The sequence below is a fragment of the Microbacterium sp. C7(2022) genome (assembly GCF_028823665.1).
Lineage (GTDB): Bacteria > Actinomycetota > Actinomycetes > Actinomycetales > Microbacteriaceae > Microbacterium.
In genome coordinates this window covers 146,711-162,417 of sequence record NZ_JAPEHV010000005.1, presented here as the reverse complement: position 1 = coordinate 162,417, position 15,707 = coordinate 146,711, and the positions used below count along the sequence as shown (strand labels likewise).

Here is a 15,707-nt window from a genome sequence, read left to right as displayed (position 1 = left end):
ACCAGCCGTCAGCAATCACACTCCGACGTGTTTCTGGAACCGGATGATCGAGGCGAACTCGTCGACGACGAGGCTCGCCCCGCCCACCAGAGCGCCATCGACATCGGGCTCGCGCATGAAGCTCGCGATGTTGCCGGACTTCACCGATCCGCCGTACAGCACACGAGTCTTGGCTGCGACGTCAGCCCCCAATGCCTCGGAGATGACTTCACGCAATGCCGCGCACACTTCCTGAGCCTGCTCGGGCGAAGCCACCTGACCGGTGCCGATTGCCCAGACGGGCTCGTACGCCACAACGAAGTCGTCGTCGGCCGAAACGGCTTCGAGTGCGACGCGCAGCTGAGCCACCGACACAGCGGTGGGCCCGGACTCTTCCCGCTGCTCGAGCGTCTCTCCGACGCAGATCACAGGAACGATGCCGTGCTTGAGCGCGGCGCGCACCTTGGCAGCGACGATCTCGTCCGTCTCGTGGTGGTACTCACGACGCTCGGAGTGCCCGATGATCACGTATCGGCAGGACAGCTTCGACAGGAACGCACCTGACACCTCCCCGGTATATGCGCCGGAGTCATGCGTCGAGATGTCCTGAGCGCCGAAGGCGAAGGGAATCTTGTCTGCGTCGATGAGCGTCTGCACGGTGCGGATGTCGGTGAAAGGCGGGAAGACCGCCACCTCGACCGACCCGTCTTCGTGCGCGGCATCCTTCAACGTCCAGTGCAATTTCTGCACGAACGCGACCGCCTGAAGGTGATCGAGGTTCATCTTCCAGTTGCCCGCAATGAGCGGGGTGCGTGCTACTGCCATCCGAGGACCTCCAGTCCGGGAAGTTTCTTGCCCTCGAGGAACTCGAGGCTCGCGCCCCCGCCCGTCGAGATGTGACCGAACTGGTCATCGGCGAATCCGAGCTGCCTTACGGCCGCAGCGGAGTCCCCGCCACCCACGACCGAGAGCCCATCGACCTCGGTGAGCGCGTGCGCCACCGTCTTCGTGCCCGCGGCGAACGCGGGCATCTCGAACACACCCATGGGGCCGTTCCAGAAGACCGTCTTCGACCCGCGGATTGCATCCGCGAACAGCGCTGCCGTGCGCGGTCCGATGTCGAGTCCCAAGCCGTCCGCCCCGAAGGACGTCGCCTCGAGTGCATCAGCATCGGCGACTTCGTGCGCCGCGTCGGCCGAGAAGGATGCCGCAACAACGGCATCCACAGGCACGACCAGCTCTACGCCCAACTCAGCCGCCGTGGCGATGTAGCCGCGCACCGTGTCGAGCTGATCCTCCTCGAGGAGGCTCTTTCCGACGCTATGCCCTTGTGCTGCGAGGAACGTGAACATCATTCCGCCGCCGATGCACAGCTTCTGCACGCGCGGGAGCAGGTGGGCGATGACGCCGAGCTTGTCACTGACCTTCGAGCCGCCGAGCACGACCGTATAGGGGCGCTCGGGATTCTCAGTCAGACGGTCGAGAACGTCGACCTCTTTTTCGATCAACGATCCCGCTGCAGAGGGCAACAATTGGGCGAGGTCGTAAACCGACGCCTGCTTGCGATGTACGACACCGAATCCGTCAGAGACGAGCGCGTCGCCCAACTGGGCGAGCTCCTCCGCGAACGCGTGACGCACCGCGTCATCCTTCGCCGTCTCGCCCGGGTTGAACCGCAGGTTCTCAAGGACGGCAACCTCACCGTCTTCGAGCGCATCCACCGCTTCATGAGCGGACTCGCCCACGGTGTCCCGCGCGAACGCGACGGGCTTGCCAAGAAGCTCCGACAGGCGCTGCGCGACGGGCGCGAGGCTGTACTTCGGATCGGGTGCGCCGTCGGGGCGCCCCAGGTGCGAGCACGCGATCACGCGTGCTCCCTGGTTGATGAGCTCGTTCAGTGTGGGAAGAGCTGCCCGGACGCGGCCATCGTCCGTGATGACGCCGTCCCGCAACGGGACGTTGAAATCAACACGGACGATGACACGCTTGCCGGCCAGCGAACCCAGGGAGTCCAGGGTGCGCAGTGCCATGACGATCGCTTAGAGGCGCTCGGCGACGTACTCGGTGAGGTCGACCAGGCGGTTGGAGTAACCCCACTCATTGTCGTACCAGGACGACACCTTGACCAGGTTGCCGCTGACGTTGGTCTGACCAGCGTCGAACACCGAGGAGTGCGGGTCGAGCTGGATGTCCGTCGACACGATCGGGTCAGTGTTGTACTTCAGGTAGCCCACCAGGCGACCGTCGGCCGCAGCCGCTTCGTACGCAGCGTTGATGGCTTCCTTGGTGAGGCCCTCGGTCGGCGTGATGATCGTCAGGTCGACAATCGAGCCGGTGGGAACCGGAACGCGGTAGGACGAACCGCTGAGCTTGCCGTTGAGCTCAGGCAGCACCAGGCCGATGGCCTTGGCTGCACCGGTCGACGCGGGGACGATGTTCAGCGCCGCAGCACGCGCGCGGTGCAGGTCGCCGTGGGGGCCGTCCTGCAGGTTCTGGTCAGCGGTGTACGCGTGCGCCGTCATCATGAAGCCGCGCTCGATGCCGAAGGCGTCGTTGAAGACCTTGGCCAGGGGCGCGAGGCAGTTGGTGGTGCACGACGCGTTCGAGATGATGTGCATCGTCTCGGGGTCGTAGGTGTCCTCATTCACACCCATCACGAACGTGCCGTCGACGTCCGTGCCGGGGGCCGAGATGAGAACCTTCTTGGCGCCACCCTGAATGTGCTTGCCGGCGTCTGCGGCGTTGGTGAAGCGGCCGGTGGACTCGATGACGATGTCCACACCGAGCTCACCCCAGGGCAGGTTGGCGGGGTCGCGCTCTTCGAACACCTTGATGCTCTTGCCGCCGACGGTGATCGAGTCACCGTCGTACGAGACGTCTTCGCCCAGACGACCGCCCACGGAGTCGTACTTGAGCAGGTGTGCGAGCGACTTGTTGTCGGTGAGGTCATTCACCGCCACGATCTCGAGGTCAGCACCCTGTGCGAGTGCAGCCCGAAGGTAGTTACGTCCGATACGGCCGAAGCCGTTGATCCCGATCTTGACAGCCACGGAGTTTCTCCTGAGAAGTGTCGTGCGCGAGTGCGCGGTTGGTGCGATTCAGACAATGGACAACGGCGTCCCGACGGACGAACCCGCCGGGACGCCGTCATTGGCTATGACAGTACCAGCAGGCCCGAGGTCTTCTCACGGGCAGCGGCGAAGCGATCCTGAACATTGCCCCAGTCGGCGATGTTCCAGAATGCCTTGACGTAGTCGGCGCGCACGTTCTTGTAGTCGAGGTAATAGGCGTGCTCCCAGACATCTAGGAGCAGCAGCGGCACCGAGCCGGCTGCGAACTGCGACTGCTGGTCGAAGAACTGCTGGATCAGGAGGTTCTCCCCGATCGAGTCCCAAAAAAGACCGGCCCAACCCGAACCCTGCACGCCGAGGGCGGCGGCGGTGAAGTGCGCCTGGAACTTGTCGAAAGAACCGAAGTGGTCGTCGATCGCCGAGGCAAGATCACCGGTCGGCTTGTCGCCGCCGTTCGGCGAGAGGTTCGTCCAGAAGATCGAGTGGTTGGTGTGGCCGCCCAAGTTGAACGCGAGGTCCTTCTCGAGCTTGTTGACGTTGGCGAAGTTGCCCGCGTCGCGGGCTTCGGCGAGCTGTTCGAGAGCGGTGTTCGCACCGGTCACGTACGCCTGGTGGTGCTTGGAGTGGTGCAGCTCCATGATGGTCGCGCTGATGTGCGGGGCCAGAGCGGAGTAGTCGTAGGTGAGTTCGGGCAACGTGTAGGCAGCCATGTCCTCTTCTTCCAATCGGCGCCGCGCCGGACTCCCGAACGCGACGGGGTGTGTTCCCTCATCCTAGTGAGGCTTGATGGCTCACAGGGCGGGATTGCGTCACGTCATGACACGTGACAGGATCAGTCGCCCATCCCGGGGGGAACGGCGGATTCGGTACCGGGAATGCCATCCGTCTCGGCCTTCTTGTCGGCCATCGCCAACAACCGGCGGATGCGCCCCGCCACGGCATCCTTCGTCAACGGCGGGTCTGCGTGGTGCCCCAACTCGTCGAGACTCGCGTCACGGTGCGCGAGACGCAGATCACCGGCTTCGCGCAGGTGATCGGGCACTTCTTCGCCCAGAATCTCCAGGGCTCTCTCCACGCGCGCGCACGCGGCGACGGCCGCTTGAGCGGACCGACGGAGGTTGGCGTCGTCGAAGTTCACCAGACGGTTGACGCCCGCGCGCACTTCCCGCCGCTGCCGCATTTGATCCCAGTCCGAAGCGGCGCGTTCGGCGCCCATCGCCGACAGGGCGGCACGAATGGCCTCAGCCTCACGCACGACCACGCGCGGGATGGCGCGTACTTCGCGTGCTTTCGCGGGAATCCCGATCCGGTGCGCTGCACCGACCAGTGCCATCGCAGCTTCGGACGAGGGGCACGTGATCTCGAGGGCCGCCGAACGACCGGGGTCGCTGAGGGTACCCGCGGCCAAGAACGCACCGCGCCAGATTGCGGTGAGGTCTCCGCGGGAGCCCGTCGTGAGCTTGTTCGGGAGCCCCCGCACCGGTCGGCGGCGCTGATCGAGCAGGCCGGTCTGCCGTGCCAGTGTTTCGCCGCCTTCGATCACGCGCACAGCGTAGAGATTGCCGCTGCGGCTGCCCGAGCTCTGCACGAGCACGAGTTCGGGGCGCACGCCGTAGAGCTCCATGAGTTCGCGGGCCGTGCGCCGCGCGAGCGGGTCGGAGTCGAGCTCTGCCTCCACGGCCACACGGTTGGCGATCGAGTGCAACCCACCCGAGAAGCGCAGGATGGTGGTGAGTTCCGCCACCCGAGCGGTCGGGCGAGGGTCTCGCACCGTGATCAACTCGGCTTTGACGTCGGCGGTCAGCGACAACGGAACTCCTTGCACTCAGTCTGGGGGACGATCCAGCCTACTCGCGGCTGACATCATTCGCGGCCCAGATCACGATCCTTCACGCGCACCGCGACATCGGGGACGACGGAGAGTCGCTCCGCGAGTTCCCGGGCCATCACGACGGATCGGTGCTTGCCCCCCGTACACCCGACTCCGACGACGGAATGCCGCTTATTCTCACGTTGATAGCCGTCGAGAACGGGGCGCAGCGCTGCGGCGTAGGCGTCGATGAACTCGGTGGCACCGGCTTGAGCCATCACGAAGTCGCGCACTTGAGAGTCCTTCCCCGTGAGCGATCGCAGCTCTTCACTCCAGAAGGGGTTCGGCAGAAAGCGCATGTCCGCGACGAGATCGACATCGGGCGGCAAGCCGTACTTGAACCCGAAACTGAGGATCGTGACGGTGTGTTTCGGCGCGCCCTGCACAGCGAACAGGTCAGCGACCTCGGTGGAGAGCTGGTGAACGTTCCTCGCAGAGGTGTCGATGATGACATCGGCACTTTCGCGCAACACCGTCAGAACGGCGCGCTCTCGCGTGATGCCGTCGAGAATGGTGCCATCGCCCTGCAGGGGGTGCGGCCGCCGCACGGCCTCGAAACGTCGGACGAGCACGTCATCCGAGGCATCGAGGAACATCAGGCGCACCTGCCTGCGTTCCCGCACTGCTGCCATCGCCGCAGGAAGCTCGGAGAACAGGTCTCGCCCGCGAACGTCGACGACGACTGCCACGCGGGGTAGCGCAGCGGCGGCCCCTTCGGTGAGGTCCATCAACGGTCGCATCATCTGGGGCGGCAGGTTGTCGACGACATACCATCCCAGGTCTTCCAGCGCGTTCGCCGCGGTCGATCGTCCCGCACCCGACATTCCGGTCACGATGAGCACTTCGCTCGCGCCGTCCGGCATCCCCTCGGTCATGACCACCCCCGTCGCGTCCAGCCTATCGATCCGATAGGTGGGTGTGTATCGCCTGCGCCAGCGCAGGCCCGATTCCCGGAAGTTCGAGAATCTCGTCTCGAGAGGCGTTCTTGAGCGCTGTGACCGACCCGAAGTGCTTCAGAAGCGCTTTGATACGCGACTCACCGAGCCCGGGCACCTCGGCCAGAACGCTCTGGATGTCGCGCCGCCGCCGTTTTCGCTGATGGGTGACGGCGAATCGGTGCGCCTCATCGCGGAGCCGCTGCAGCAGGTACAGCGACTCGGAAGTGCGCGGCAGAATCACCGGATACTCCTCCCCCGGCAGCCACACCTCCTCGAGCCGCTTCGCAATGCCGCACAGCGCGATCTCGGTGTGACCGGACTCTCGCAGAGCGCGAGCAGCTGCTTCCACCTGCGGACGCCCGCCGTCGACAACCAGCAACTGCGGCGGGTACGCGAACCGCCGACGCTTGCGCTCGGGAGCGACGGGCTCGCCCTCGCTCTCGGGCAGCCCCGCGGGAGCATCCGCCTCGTCCTCTTCTGCACGCCCCACATAGGCCAGTCGACGGGTAAGGACCTGGTAGATGGAATCCGTGTCGTCGGTCGTCTCGGCGATCGAGAACGAGCGGTATTGGTCTTTGCGCGGCAGTCCGTCTTCGAAGACGACCATCGATGCGACAACGTTCGTGCCGCTGAGGTGCGACACATCGAAACACTCGATCCGGAGTGGGGCCGTGTCAAGCCCCAGTGCTTCCTGCAGGTCCGTCAGCCCCTGCGTACGCGCGACGTAGTCGCTGGTGCGTCGCGTCTTGTGGAGCATCAGCGCCTGCTGGGCATTGAGCGACGCAGTACGCATGAGGTCGGCCTTCTGCCCGCGCTGTGCAACCTGGATCGACACGGACTTCCCGCGCTTGTCACGCAACCACGTCTCGAGTTCGTCCGCGTCATCCGGCAGATGCGGAACCAGCACCTGGCGCGGAATGTCCGCACCCGACGCGTTACCGTAGGTGCGCTGCAGCACCTGGTCCACCAGGTCGCCGGCACTGATGTCGAGTTCTTTTTCGATGGTGCTCGCCCGAACACCGCGCACGCGCCCACCGCGAATCACGAAGTGTTGTACCGCCGCCGCCAGCTCGTCCTCTGCGATGCCGAACAGGTCGGCGTCGATGTCTTCGGCAAGAACGAGCGCGCTCTTGCTCAGGACGGCATCGATCGCCTGCAGCCGATCGCGGTAGGTGGCTGCGGCTTCGTAGTCCATGGCCGCCGAGGCCTCACGCATCCGAGCGTTCAGCTGCTTGGTGAAGCGTTGATCACCGCCCGCCATGAAGGCGACGAAGTCGTCGACGATCGCGCGGTGTTCCTCGATGGTCACCCGACCCGAGCACGGCCCGCCGCACCGGCCGATCTGCCCGGGAAAGCACGGCCGACCGGTTGCCATCGCCTTCTTGTACGACGAGTCGCTGCAGGTGCGGATGGGGAACACCTTGATCATCAGGTCGATGGTGTCGTGAACCGCCCATACCTTCGGGTACGGCCCGAAGTATCGCGCCCCGGCGATTCGCCGATTGCGCGTCACAATCACCCGCGGCGCTTCGTCGGCCAGGGTGATCGCCATGAATGGGTACGACTTGTCGTCGCGGTAGCGCACGTTGAACGGCGGATCGAACTCCTTGATCCACATGTACTCCAATTGCAAGGAGTCCACGTCGCTATCGACAACGGTCCATTCAACCGAGGCGGCGGTGGTCACCATGCGCCGCGTGCGTTCGTGCAGCGTGGGCAAGGGTGCGAAGTAGTTCGACAGGCGAGCTCGGAGGTTCTTCGCCTTCCCGACGTAGAGCACGCGCCCATCGGCATCCCGAAATCGATACACGCCCGGGTTCGTGGGGATCTCCCCCGGCTTGGGTTTGTATGGCAGCTCGGGCCTCGCGCGCCGCGAGGATGATGAAGCGGATGCCACGTCAGCCCGCCTTGCGGGCAGGTGCCGTTCCGAGCACCTCCGCCAGGAAGGCTCCCGTGTGGCTTCCTTCCACCCGAGCAACCTGCTCAGGGGTTCCCGTGGCGACGATCTGCCCTCCACCGGCGCCACCTTCAGGCCCGAGATCGATGATCCAGTCGGCCGACTTGATCACGTCGAGGCTGTGTTCGATCACGATCACGGTGTTGCCCTTGTCGACCAGTCCCCCGAGAACTTCGAGAAGACGCGCGACGTCTTCGAAGTGAAGGCCTGTCGTGGGTTCATCGAGGACGTAGATGCTGCGCCCGTTCGAGCGCCGCTGCAGTTCGGTGGCGAGCTTCACACGCTGCGCCTCACCACCCGAAAGCGTGGTCGCCGACTGGCCCAACCGCACGTATCCGAGGCCGACGTCGACGAGGGTCTTGAGGTAGCGGTGAATCGCTTGGATCGGCTCGAAGAACTCGGCTGCCTCCGAGATGGGCATCTCGAGGACTTCTGCGATGTTCTTGCCCTTGTAGTGCACGGCGAGCGTGTCACGGTTGTAGCGCTTTCCGTGGCACACCTCGCAGTCCACGTAGACGTCGGGCAGGAAGTTCATCTCGATTTTGATCGTGCCGTCGCCCGAACAGGCGTCGCAGCGGCCGCCCTTGACGTTGAAGCTGAATCGACCGGGCTGGTAGCCGCGCGCTTTCGCTTCGAGTGTCTCGCTGAAGAGAGTGCGGATGCGGTCGAACACCCCTGTGTAGGTCGCCGGATTCGAACGAGGCGTCCGACCGATGGGCGCCTGGTCCACGTGGACCACCTTGTCGAGGTTGTCGAGCCCGGTAACTCGGGTGTGCTTGCCGGCGACGCGGCGAGCACCGTTGAGCCTGGTGGCCAGGACTTCGTACAGGATGCCGTTGACCAACGTGGATTTGCCCGAGCCACTCACGCCCGTGACAGCGGTGAGGACGCCGAGGGGGAAATTGACCGTGACGTCCCGCAGGTTGTTCTCTCGCGCCCCGACCACCGTGATCTGGCGTTGCTTGTCGATCTTGCGACGCTTCTTCGGTGTGGCGATGGCGCGCCGCCCGGCCAAGTAGTCACCAGTGATCGACCCGCGGTCTTCGAGAAGCTCGGACAGCGGTCCGGAATGAACCACGTGGCCACCGTCGACGCCCGCGCGCGGACCGATGTCGACCACCCAATCCGCGGCATGGATCGTCTCTTCGTCGTGCTCGACGACGATGAGTGTGTTCCCGAGGTCGCGCAACTTGACCAAAGTGTCGATCAGGCGACGGTTGTCGCGCTGGTGCAAGCCGATCGAGGGTTCGTCGAGGACGTACAGCACGCCGGTCAGACCCGAGCCGATCTGCGTGGCGAGACGAATGCGCTGCGCCTCACCCCCGGAAAGTGAGCCAGCCGCCCGACTGAGGCTCAAATAGCTGAGCCCCACCTGCAGGAGGAATTCGAGGCGCGCGCGGATTTCGCGGAGGACTTGAGCCGCGATCTTCGCCTCGCGGTCTGTCAACTGCAGCTCGGCGAAGTAGGCCTGCGCATCAGCGAGGCTCATGTGCGACGCCTCGGCGATCGAGCGGTCGTGGACCTTGACAGCCAGCACTTCGGGCTTGAGTCGATCGCCGTTGCACACCGGGCACGGCACTTCGCGCAGGTAGTCGGCCCAGCGCTGTCGCTGAGTGTCGCTCTCTGCCTGCAGGTACTGGCGCTCAATGTAGGGCACCACACCTTCGAATCCCGACGCGTATCGCATCTCGCGGCCGTAGCGGTTCTTCCACTTGACCGTGACCTTATAGTTTTCTCCGCGTAGGACGGCCTGACGAACGTCCTCGTGCAACGCGTTCCAGGGCGTGTCGAGCGAGAAATCCAGGTCGCGAGCGAGACCCTCGAGCAACCGCTCGTAGTACTGGAAGAGCCCCTTGCCCTGCGTCGTCCAGGGAATGATGACGCCTTCTCGGATCGACAACTCTTCATCGCCGAGCATCAGATCGACATCCACCGACATCCGCGTCCCGAGCCCCGAACATGCGGGGCACGCCCCGAAGGGGGCGTTGAACGAGAAAGTGCGCGGCTCGATCTCGGTCAACTGAAGCGGATGCCCGTTGGGGCACGCCAGCTTCTCGGAGAACGACTGCCACGCGGCATCTCCCTCCTCGTCGACGAAATTCACCTGCACGAGCCCGCCGGTGAGGCCGAGAGCAGTTTCTACGGAGTCGGTCACTCGGCCAAGGATGTCGCCGCTCGCGACCAATCGGTCGACCACGACGGCGATGTCGTGCTTGTAACTCTTCTTGAGTGTCGGTGGTTCGGCCAGCTGAATCAGGTCGCCGTCGACGATCGCGCGAGCGAACCCCTTCGCAGCGAGTTCCTTGAACAGGTCGACGAACTCACCCTTTTTCTGCGAGACGACCGGTGCGACCACCTGGTAGCGCGTGCGCTCGGGGAGCTCCATCAGTTGATCGGCGATCTGTTGCACGGTCTGACGCTGGATCACTGCACCGCAGTCAGGGCAATGCGGCACGCCGATGCGGGCCCAAAGCAGACGCATGTAGTCGTGGATCTCTGTGATCGTTCCGACGGTCGATCGCGGGTTGCGGTTGGTCGACTTTTGATCGATCGACACCGCCGGGCTCAGACCCTCGATGAAGTCCACATCGGGTCGGTCGACCTGCCCGAGGAACTGCCGCGCATAGGAGCTCAGAGACTCGACGTAGCGCCGCTGCCCCTCGGCGAAGATCGTGTCGAACGCCAGACTCGACTTCCCCGACCCGGATAGGCCGGTGAAGACCACGAGCGAGTCGCGGGGAATGTCGAGATCGACATCCTTGAGATTGTGGACGCGGGCCCCGCGCACACTGAGCTTTCCACTGGTGTGACCGGGGATATCAACGGGGACAATAGGCACCCGTCAAGTGTAGGCGCGGCCTCAGACACCGGCGCGGGTTCGCGCTCAGCAGGCTCCAGTGGTAGAGCACGGACGGCAGCGGATGCCGCAGGTGGCGCTGCGGCATCCGCCTCTCATCCGTTACCCGTCATGGCGCCGAAGGAATACTGAACTGACCTTCAGGCCCGAAGCGGCGGTACGTGTCGTTGTCGATCGTGAGGTCCGGATAGTTGTCCGCGGTGATGACCCCGACCTCGGCGACCCAGTCCGCGAGGGCCGCCTGATATGTCACGCCCAGGGTGGTGAATGGCACATCGTCCAGTGGATAGTTGTCGCCGCCGCGGAACGTGAAGTCGTTCGTCACGAACCAGAATGTCTCATCTGGAGCGACAACCTCGCCGCCCGCGACGAGCGTCACACGCGTGCCGTCTGCTCGGGTGACGACGGCTTCGCGGATTCGTTCACCCGGCGTCAGAATCGTTGTCGGAGCCTCGAAGACCTGCGCCTGCGCTTCCGGATCGTAGACGAATTCCACGCCGCTCCACTGGCCGAAACGTCCGTTGCCGGCGGCGGGCAGCGAAGAGACGCTGTGCTCGAGCACCTCCTTGAGCTTCTGCCCGTCGATCTCGGCGATCGACACGAGGTTGAAGAACGCTCCAATGTCGAACGTCGTCAACTCAGTGACGTCCGACCCGGGAGCGAGCTGAACGTTGTTTCGGATGCCGCCGCTGTTGAGCAGAGCGATGTCGGCCTGACCGACGCTATACTCGGCAGCCCGATCGCGCGCTGCTTCGCGCATAGCATCGGTGAACAGGTCACCGACATTGGTCTCACGGAAGCGAACCGGGGGATTCGCTCCGTCCAGCCACACATCGGTCTCGGCGATCACGCTTTCGGCCAGAGCTGCGACGTACTGCTCGACCGGTGCCTCCACGTTCTCCGCCGTCCATGAATCGCGCGGACCGTCAAGGGCAACCGGCACCAACGCGGACGCCTCTTCGACGACGTCGGTCACGTTGCCGAGCTGGTCGAACCGCAACACCAGCTTGCCGATGTCGCGATAGTTCCCGACGGTCGTGACGACCGGAATCGACTTGCCATCAGCGTCGGTCGCGGCGGCGGGGAACGGGTCTAGCCGTTCGACGCCGCCACCAGCGATGGCAGCGTCCACCCCTGTGATCTCACTGATCAGTTCGACATCACTGTCGATGCTCTGCAGGTGGCTCGAGAGGATGATGATGTCAATCCCCTCGGCTGTCAGCGCGTCAACCTCCGCCTGCACGGCTTGTGCAGCATCCGACGTCGTCACATTTCGCGGACTCGAGATGGAGCGCAGATCCTCATAGATGGCGCCGACGATTCCGATCTCGCGACCTGCCTTCTCGACAACCGTGCTTCCGGCGATGCGCCCCGCGTCCGCCAGCGCGGCGAGCCGCGGCTCGCCCGATACATCGAGGTTCGCCGAGACGAACGGAATGTCACCGGCTGCCTCGATGAAGTCCGCCAGCACGTCGGGGCCGCGATCGAACTCGTGGTTGCCGATCGTGATCGCGTCGAAGCCGCCCTCCTCGTAAAGAAGTGCATCGTAGAAGGTTCCGTCCGGGCTGTTCAGCGATGCGTTGAGCCTGGGTCCGGAGAGATAGTTGTCGCCCGACGAGATCGTCACGGCGGCGCGCGGCTTCAACTGCTGCTGCACACGCTTCGCGCGTTCACTCGCCTGCGGCGGGAGCGCGCTCTCGATTGCTTCGGCCTGGAGTGCTTTGAGGTCGGCGACGAATCGCGCAGCCCCGGGATCGCTCGACGTCGGCAGCAGGGCGGACTCACCGTCGTTCACGTGCAGGATGGTGAGCTCGAACGACTTCGGCTTGGCCGAGGGCAGCTTCGCACCGGCGGCACTCTTGCTCTCTCCTTTACCGCGGGCGCCGGAGTCTGTGGGCTGCGCCGCCTGCGCGGGTGCTACTCCGCCGAGAGCCAGCGCGAGCGCGGCAGCACCCGCGACGACGGCGGAGGTCCTCCGGCGCACTGATGTGTCGAGTTCGAATGAAGGTCGGGAGCATGAGCGAGATCGCATAACGCGTCCTCTCTGTCGGAACATGGGACAAGGGGTACGGCCCATCGCTTGCCGAGCAGCGCTGCGTCGACCGGTGGCGCACCTGCCCCGAGCCTAGGTTTCCGACCCGCCCACGCAAAGGAAATGAGAAAGCCCTCATGCACAGCGGGCACGCGCACGTGCCTGTCAGGGGAACTGAGTCCGCGCCCCCGAGAACGGTGCGAGCGCGTCCCGGAGCGCTCGCAGCGCATGTTCGTCGGCCCCCACCCGCTCCATGACCTGCGCGGGCACCATGAGCGCACGCGCGCGGAGTGCCGCGCCTTTCTCAGTGACGCGCACGTCGATCACGCGCTCGTCTTCGTGCCGCCGTTCGCGCGCGATCAGCCCTTGGGCTTGGAGCCGCTTGACCAGAGGAGACAGCGTGGCAGGATCCAGTGCGAGCTCATCAGCAAGCTCCCGCTGCGAACGCGGTGACTGCTCCCACAGCGCGAGCATGACGAGGTACTGCGGATGCGTCAGGCCCAGCGGTTCCAAAATCGGCCGGTAGATCGACACCACGTTGCGGGCAGCGGTGACGATCGCGAAGCACACCTGATTGTCGAGCGCGAGCAGATCGGCTGAGGATGCTTCCGTCGTCATCGCACGATCGTATCGTTAGTTCCCTATTCATTAGTACACTAACGAATATGGCCGATGACAACCCCACCCGCCTCCCCCTGCGTCAGCGCATCAAGGCCGCCGGTGGCTGGTACGCGTGGGCGAACGCTTCGCTGATCCGCGTTGCCGGTCCGGCGTCCGTGGGACCGTATGAGACCACACCGCCACCCACGGCCTCCGAACGCGCGGAACGACCGTGCCCGCTGTGCGGTCAGGCCATCACGGCCCACACCTTCGATCGCTCACGCGACAAGCCGATCATGCACTGCCCATGACCGGTCAGGCGTGCCCCGCTCGCTCCATCGCACGCAACTCTTTCTTGAGGTCCTGGACCTCGTCACGCAGACGCGCGGCCAACTCGAACTTCAACTCCGACGCGGCGGCGAGCATCTGGTCGCTGAGATCGGCGATCGTCTCCTGTAGCTGCTGAGCCCCTTCTGCCGCAATCCCCTCGCGCCGCAGTTGCGGCGTCGGCGACTTCCCACGGCCCGACTTGGTCTTCGCAGAATCCTTGCGCGACAGCAGATCGCGCGTGTCGGATGCTTCTCGAGCGAGCACCTCGGTGATGTCAGCGATCTTCTTCCGCAGGGGTTGCGGGTCGATGCCATGCTCAGCGTTGTAGGCGATCTGCTTTTCTCGGCGACGGTCGGTCTCCTCGATCGCATTTCGCATGGAGTCGGTCATCGTGTCGGCGTACATGTGCACTTGGCCCGAGACGTTTCGCGCCGCGCGCCCGATCGTCTGAATCAAGGATGTTCCGCTGCGCAGGAAGCCTTCCTTATCGGCATCCAGGATCGACACCAACGACACTTCGGGCAGGTCGAGACCTTCGCGCAGCAAGTTGATGCCCACGAGGACGTCATAGACGCCGGCCCGCAGTTCACTCAGCAGTTCGACGCGACGAAGAGTATCGACGTCGGAGTGCAGGTAGCGCACCCGCACGCCGTGCTCACCAAGGAAGTCGGTGAGCTCTTCCGCCATCTTCTTGGTCAGCGTGGTGACGAGCACACGTTCATCGCGCGCGGCACGGACCCGAATCTCTTCGAGCAGATCATCAATCTGTCCCTTGGACGGCTTGACGATGATCTCCGGGTCGACCAGACCGGTCGGGCGGATGATCTGCTCGACCACCCCATCGGCGATACCCATTTCGTAGCGCCCAGGCGTGGCCGACAGGTACACGGTCTGGCCGACGCGCTCTTTGAACTCGTCCCACCGAAGCGGCCGATTGTCCATGGCACTGGGCAGTCGAAACCCGTGCTCGACGAGCGTGCGTTTGCGCGAAGCATCCCCCTCATACATCGCACCGATCTGCGGAACAGTGACGTGCGACTCATCGATGACCATGAGGAAGTCATCCGGAAAGAAGTCGAGCAGCGTGTGCGGGGGTTGTCCGGCCGATCGACCATCCAAGTGGCGCGAGTAGTTCTCGATTCCCGAGCAGAACCCGAGTTGTTGAAGCATCTCGAGGTCGAAGGTCGTACGCATGCGCAGCCGCTGCGCTTCGAGAAGCTTGTTCTGCGTTTCGAGTTCCTTCAACCGCTCCCCGAGTTCGTCCTCAATCGTGCCGATCGCCCGTTGCACGGTGTCGGTAGCGGCAACGTAGTGCGACGCGGGGAAGATCGGAACCGATTCCATCTTCTGGATGACTTCACCGGTGAGGGGATGCAGGGTGTAAAGCGCCTCGATCTCATCCCCGAAGAGCTCGATGCGGATCGCGAACTCCTCGTACACCGGAATGATCTCGATGGTGTCGCCGCGCACACGGAAGTTTCCGCGCGAGAAGTCGACGTCGTTCCGGTTGTACTGCATGGCGATGAACTTGCGGATCAGCGCATCGCGGTCATATCGCTCGCCGACCTGCAGAGCGACCATGGCCCGCAGGTATTCCTCCGGCGCCCCCAACCCGTAGATACACGACACCGTGCTCACCACGACGACGTCGCGCCGGCTGAGGAGGGAGTTCGTGGTCGAGTGCCGCAGCCGCTCGACTTCGGCGTTGACCGAGGAATCCTTCTCGATGAAGGTATCTGTCTGCGGAACGTACGCCTCTGGCTGGTAGTAGTCGTAGTAGCTCACGAAGTACTCGACGGCGTTGTTCGGCATCAACTCGCGAAACTCGTTCGCCAGTTGGGCCGCCAGCGTCTTGTTGTGAGCGAGTACCAAGGTGGGGCGCTGCACCGCCTCGATCAACCACGCCGTGGTCGCCGACTTACCCGTTCCCGTCGCACCGAGCAGAACCACATCCGTCTCGCCCGCGTTGATGCGCGCGGAGAGCTCCGCGATCGCCTGCGGCTGATCGCCCGATGGCTCGTACTCGCTGATGACCTCGAAGGGGCGCACCGACCGTGTGGGTTGCATCCCACC

General features: G+C 64.4%; 12 protein-coding genes. 1 reads left to right on the top strand and 11 read right to left on the bottom strand.

The features are described 5' to 3' along the window. Positions 1-15: 15 nt before the first annotated feature. From tpiA to ON062_RS09030, 10 genes are all read right to left on the bottom strand, one after another. Positions 16-804 (bottom strand): triose-phosphate isomerase, encoded by a 789-nt coding sequence (gene tpiA / locus ON062_RS09075; RefSeq protein WP_274646818.1) that lies wholly within the window; start codon positions 802-804, stop codon positions 16-18. Next, complete coding sequence (pgk, locus tag ON062_RS09070) at positions 795-2,009, bottom strand: phosphoglycerate kinase (protein WP_274646817.1); 1,215 nt, start codon at positions 2,007-2,009, stop codon at positions 795-797. Before pgk ends, tpiA begins: the two co-directional genes overlap by 10 nt. Positions 2,010-2,018: 9 nt before the next feature. After that, positions 2,019-3,029 (bottom strand): type I glyceraldehyde-3-phosphate dehydrogenase, encoded by a 1,011-nt coding sequence (gene gap, locus ON062_RS09065; protein ID WP_274646816.1) that lies wholly within the window; start codon positions 3,027-3,029, stop codon positions 2,019-2,021. A 104-nt stretch (positions 3,030-3,133) separates the two neighbouring features. Further along, positions 3,134-3,760 carry a superoxide dismutase gene (locus ON062_RS09060; protein WP_274646815.1) on the bottom strand — a complete coding sequence of 209 codons (627 nt, stop codon included), beginning with the start codon at positions 3,758-3,760 and terminating at the stop codon, positions 3,134-3,136. Between the two features lie 122 nt (positions 3,761-3,882). After that, complete coding sequence (gene whiA / locus ON062_RS09055; protein WP_274646814.1) at positions 3,883-4,860, bottom strand: DNA-binding protein WhiA; 978 nt, start codon at positions 4,858-4,860, stop codon at positions 3,883-3,885. Between the two features lie 53 nt (positions 4,861-4,913). Beyond that, positions 4,914-5,795 carry an RNase adapter RapZ gene (gene rapZ, locus ON062_RS09050; protein ID WP_274646813.1) on the bottom strand — a complete coding sequence of 294 codons (882 nt, stop codon included), beginning with the start codon at positions 5,793-5,795 and terminating at the stop codon, positions 4,914-4,916. 22 nt (positions 5,796-5,817) lie between these two features. Beyond that, a complete protein-coding gene (uvrC, locus tag ON062_RS09045; RefSeq protein WP_274646812.1) occupies positions 5,818-7,755 on the bottom strand; it encodes an excinuclease ABC subunit UvrC in 1,938 nt (645 codons plus the stop codon). Between the two features lies 1 nt (position 7,756). Next, a complete protein-coding gene (gene uvrA, locus ON062_RS09040; protein ID WP_274646811.1) occupies positions 7,757-10,654 on the bottom strand; it encodes an excinuclease ABC subunit UvrA in 2,898 nt (965 codons plus the stop codon). 127 nt (positions 10,655-10,781) lie between these two features. Continuing rightward, positions 10,782-12,656: a bifunctional UDP-sugar hydrolase/5'-nucleotidase gene (locus ON062_RS09035; protein ID WP_274646810.1), complete on the bottom strand. Its 1,875-nt coding sequence runs from the start codon at positions 12,654-12,656 to the stop codon at positions 10,782-10,784. A 213-nt stretch (positions 12,657-12,869) separates the two neighbouring features. Next, positions 12,870-13,322, bottom strand: coding sequence for a MarR family winged helix-turn-helix transcriptional regulator (locus ON062_RS09030; RefSeq protein WP_274646809.1), 453 nt, complete (start codon positions 13,320-13,322; stop codon positions 12,870-12,872). A 47-nt stretch (positions 13,323-13,369) separates the two neighbouring features. Here ON062_RS09030 and ON062_RS09025 point away from each other — a divergent pair, with 47 nt between their 5' ends. Next, the gene (locus ON062_RS09025) at positions 13,370-13,615 is read left to right on the top strand and encodes a hypothetical protein (protein WP_274646808.1); all 246 of its coding nucleotides are present in this window, start codon (positions 13,370-13,372) and stop codon (positions 13,613-13,615) included. Between the two features lie 4 nt (positions 13,616-13,619). Here the strand turns inward: ON062_RS09025 and uvrB are convergent, their stop codons facing one another. Further along, complete coding sequence (gene uvrB, locus ON062_RS09020; protein WP_274646807.1) at positions 13,620-15,701, bottom strand: excinuclease ABC subunit UvrB; 2,082 nt, start codon at positions 15,699-15,701, stop codon at positions 13,620-13,622. Positions 15,702-15,707 lie beyond the last annotated feature (6 nt).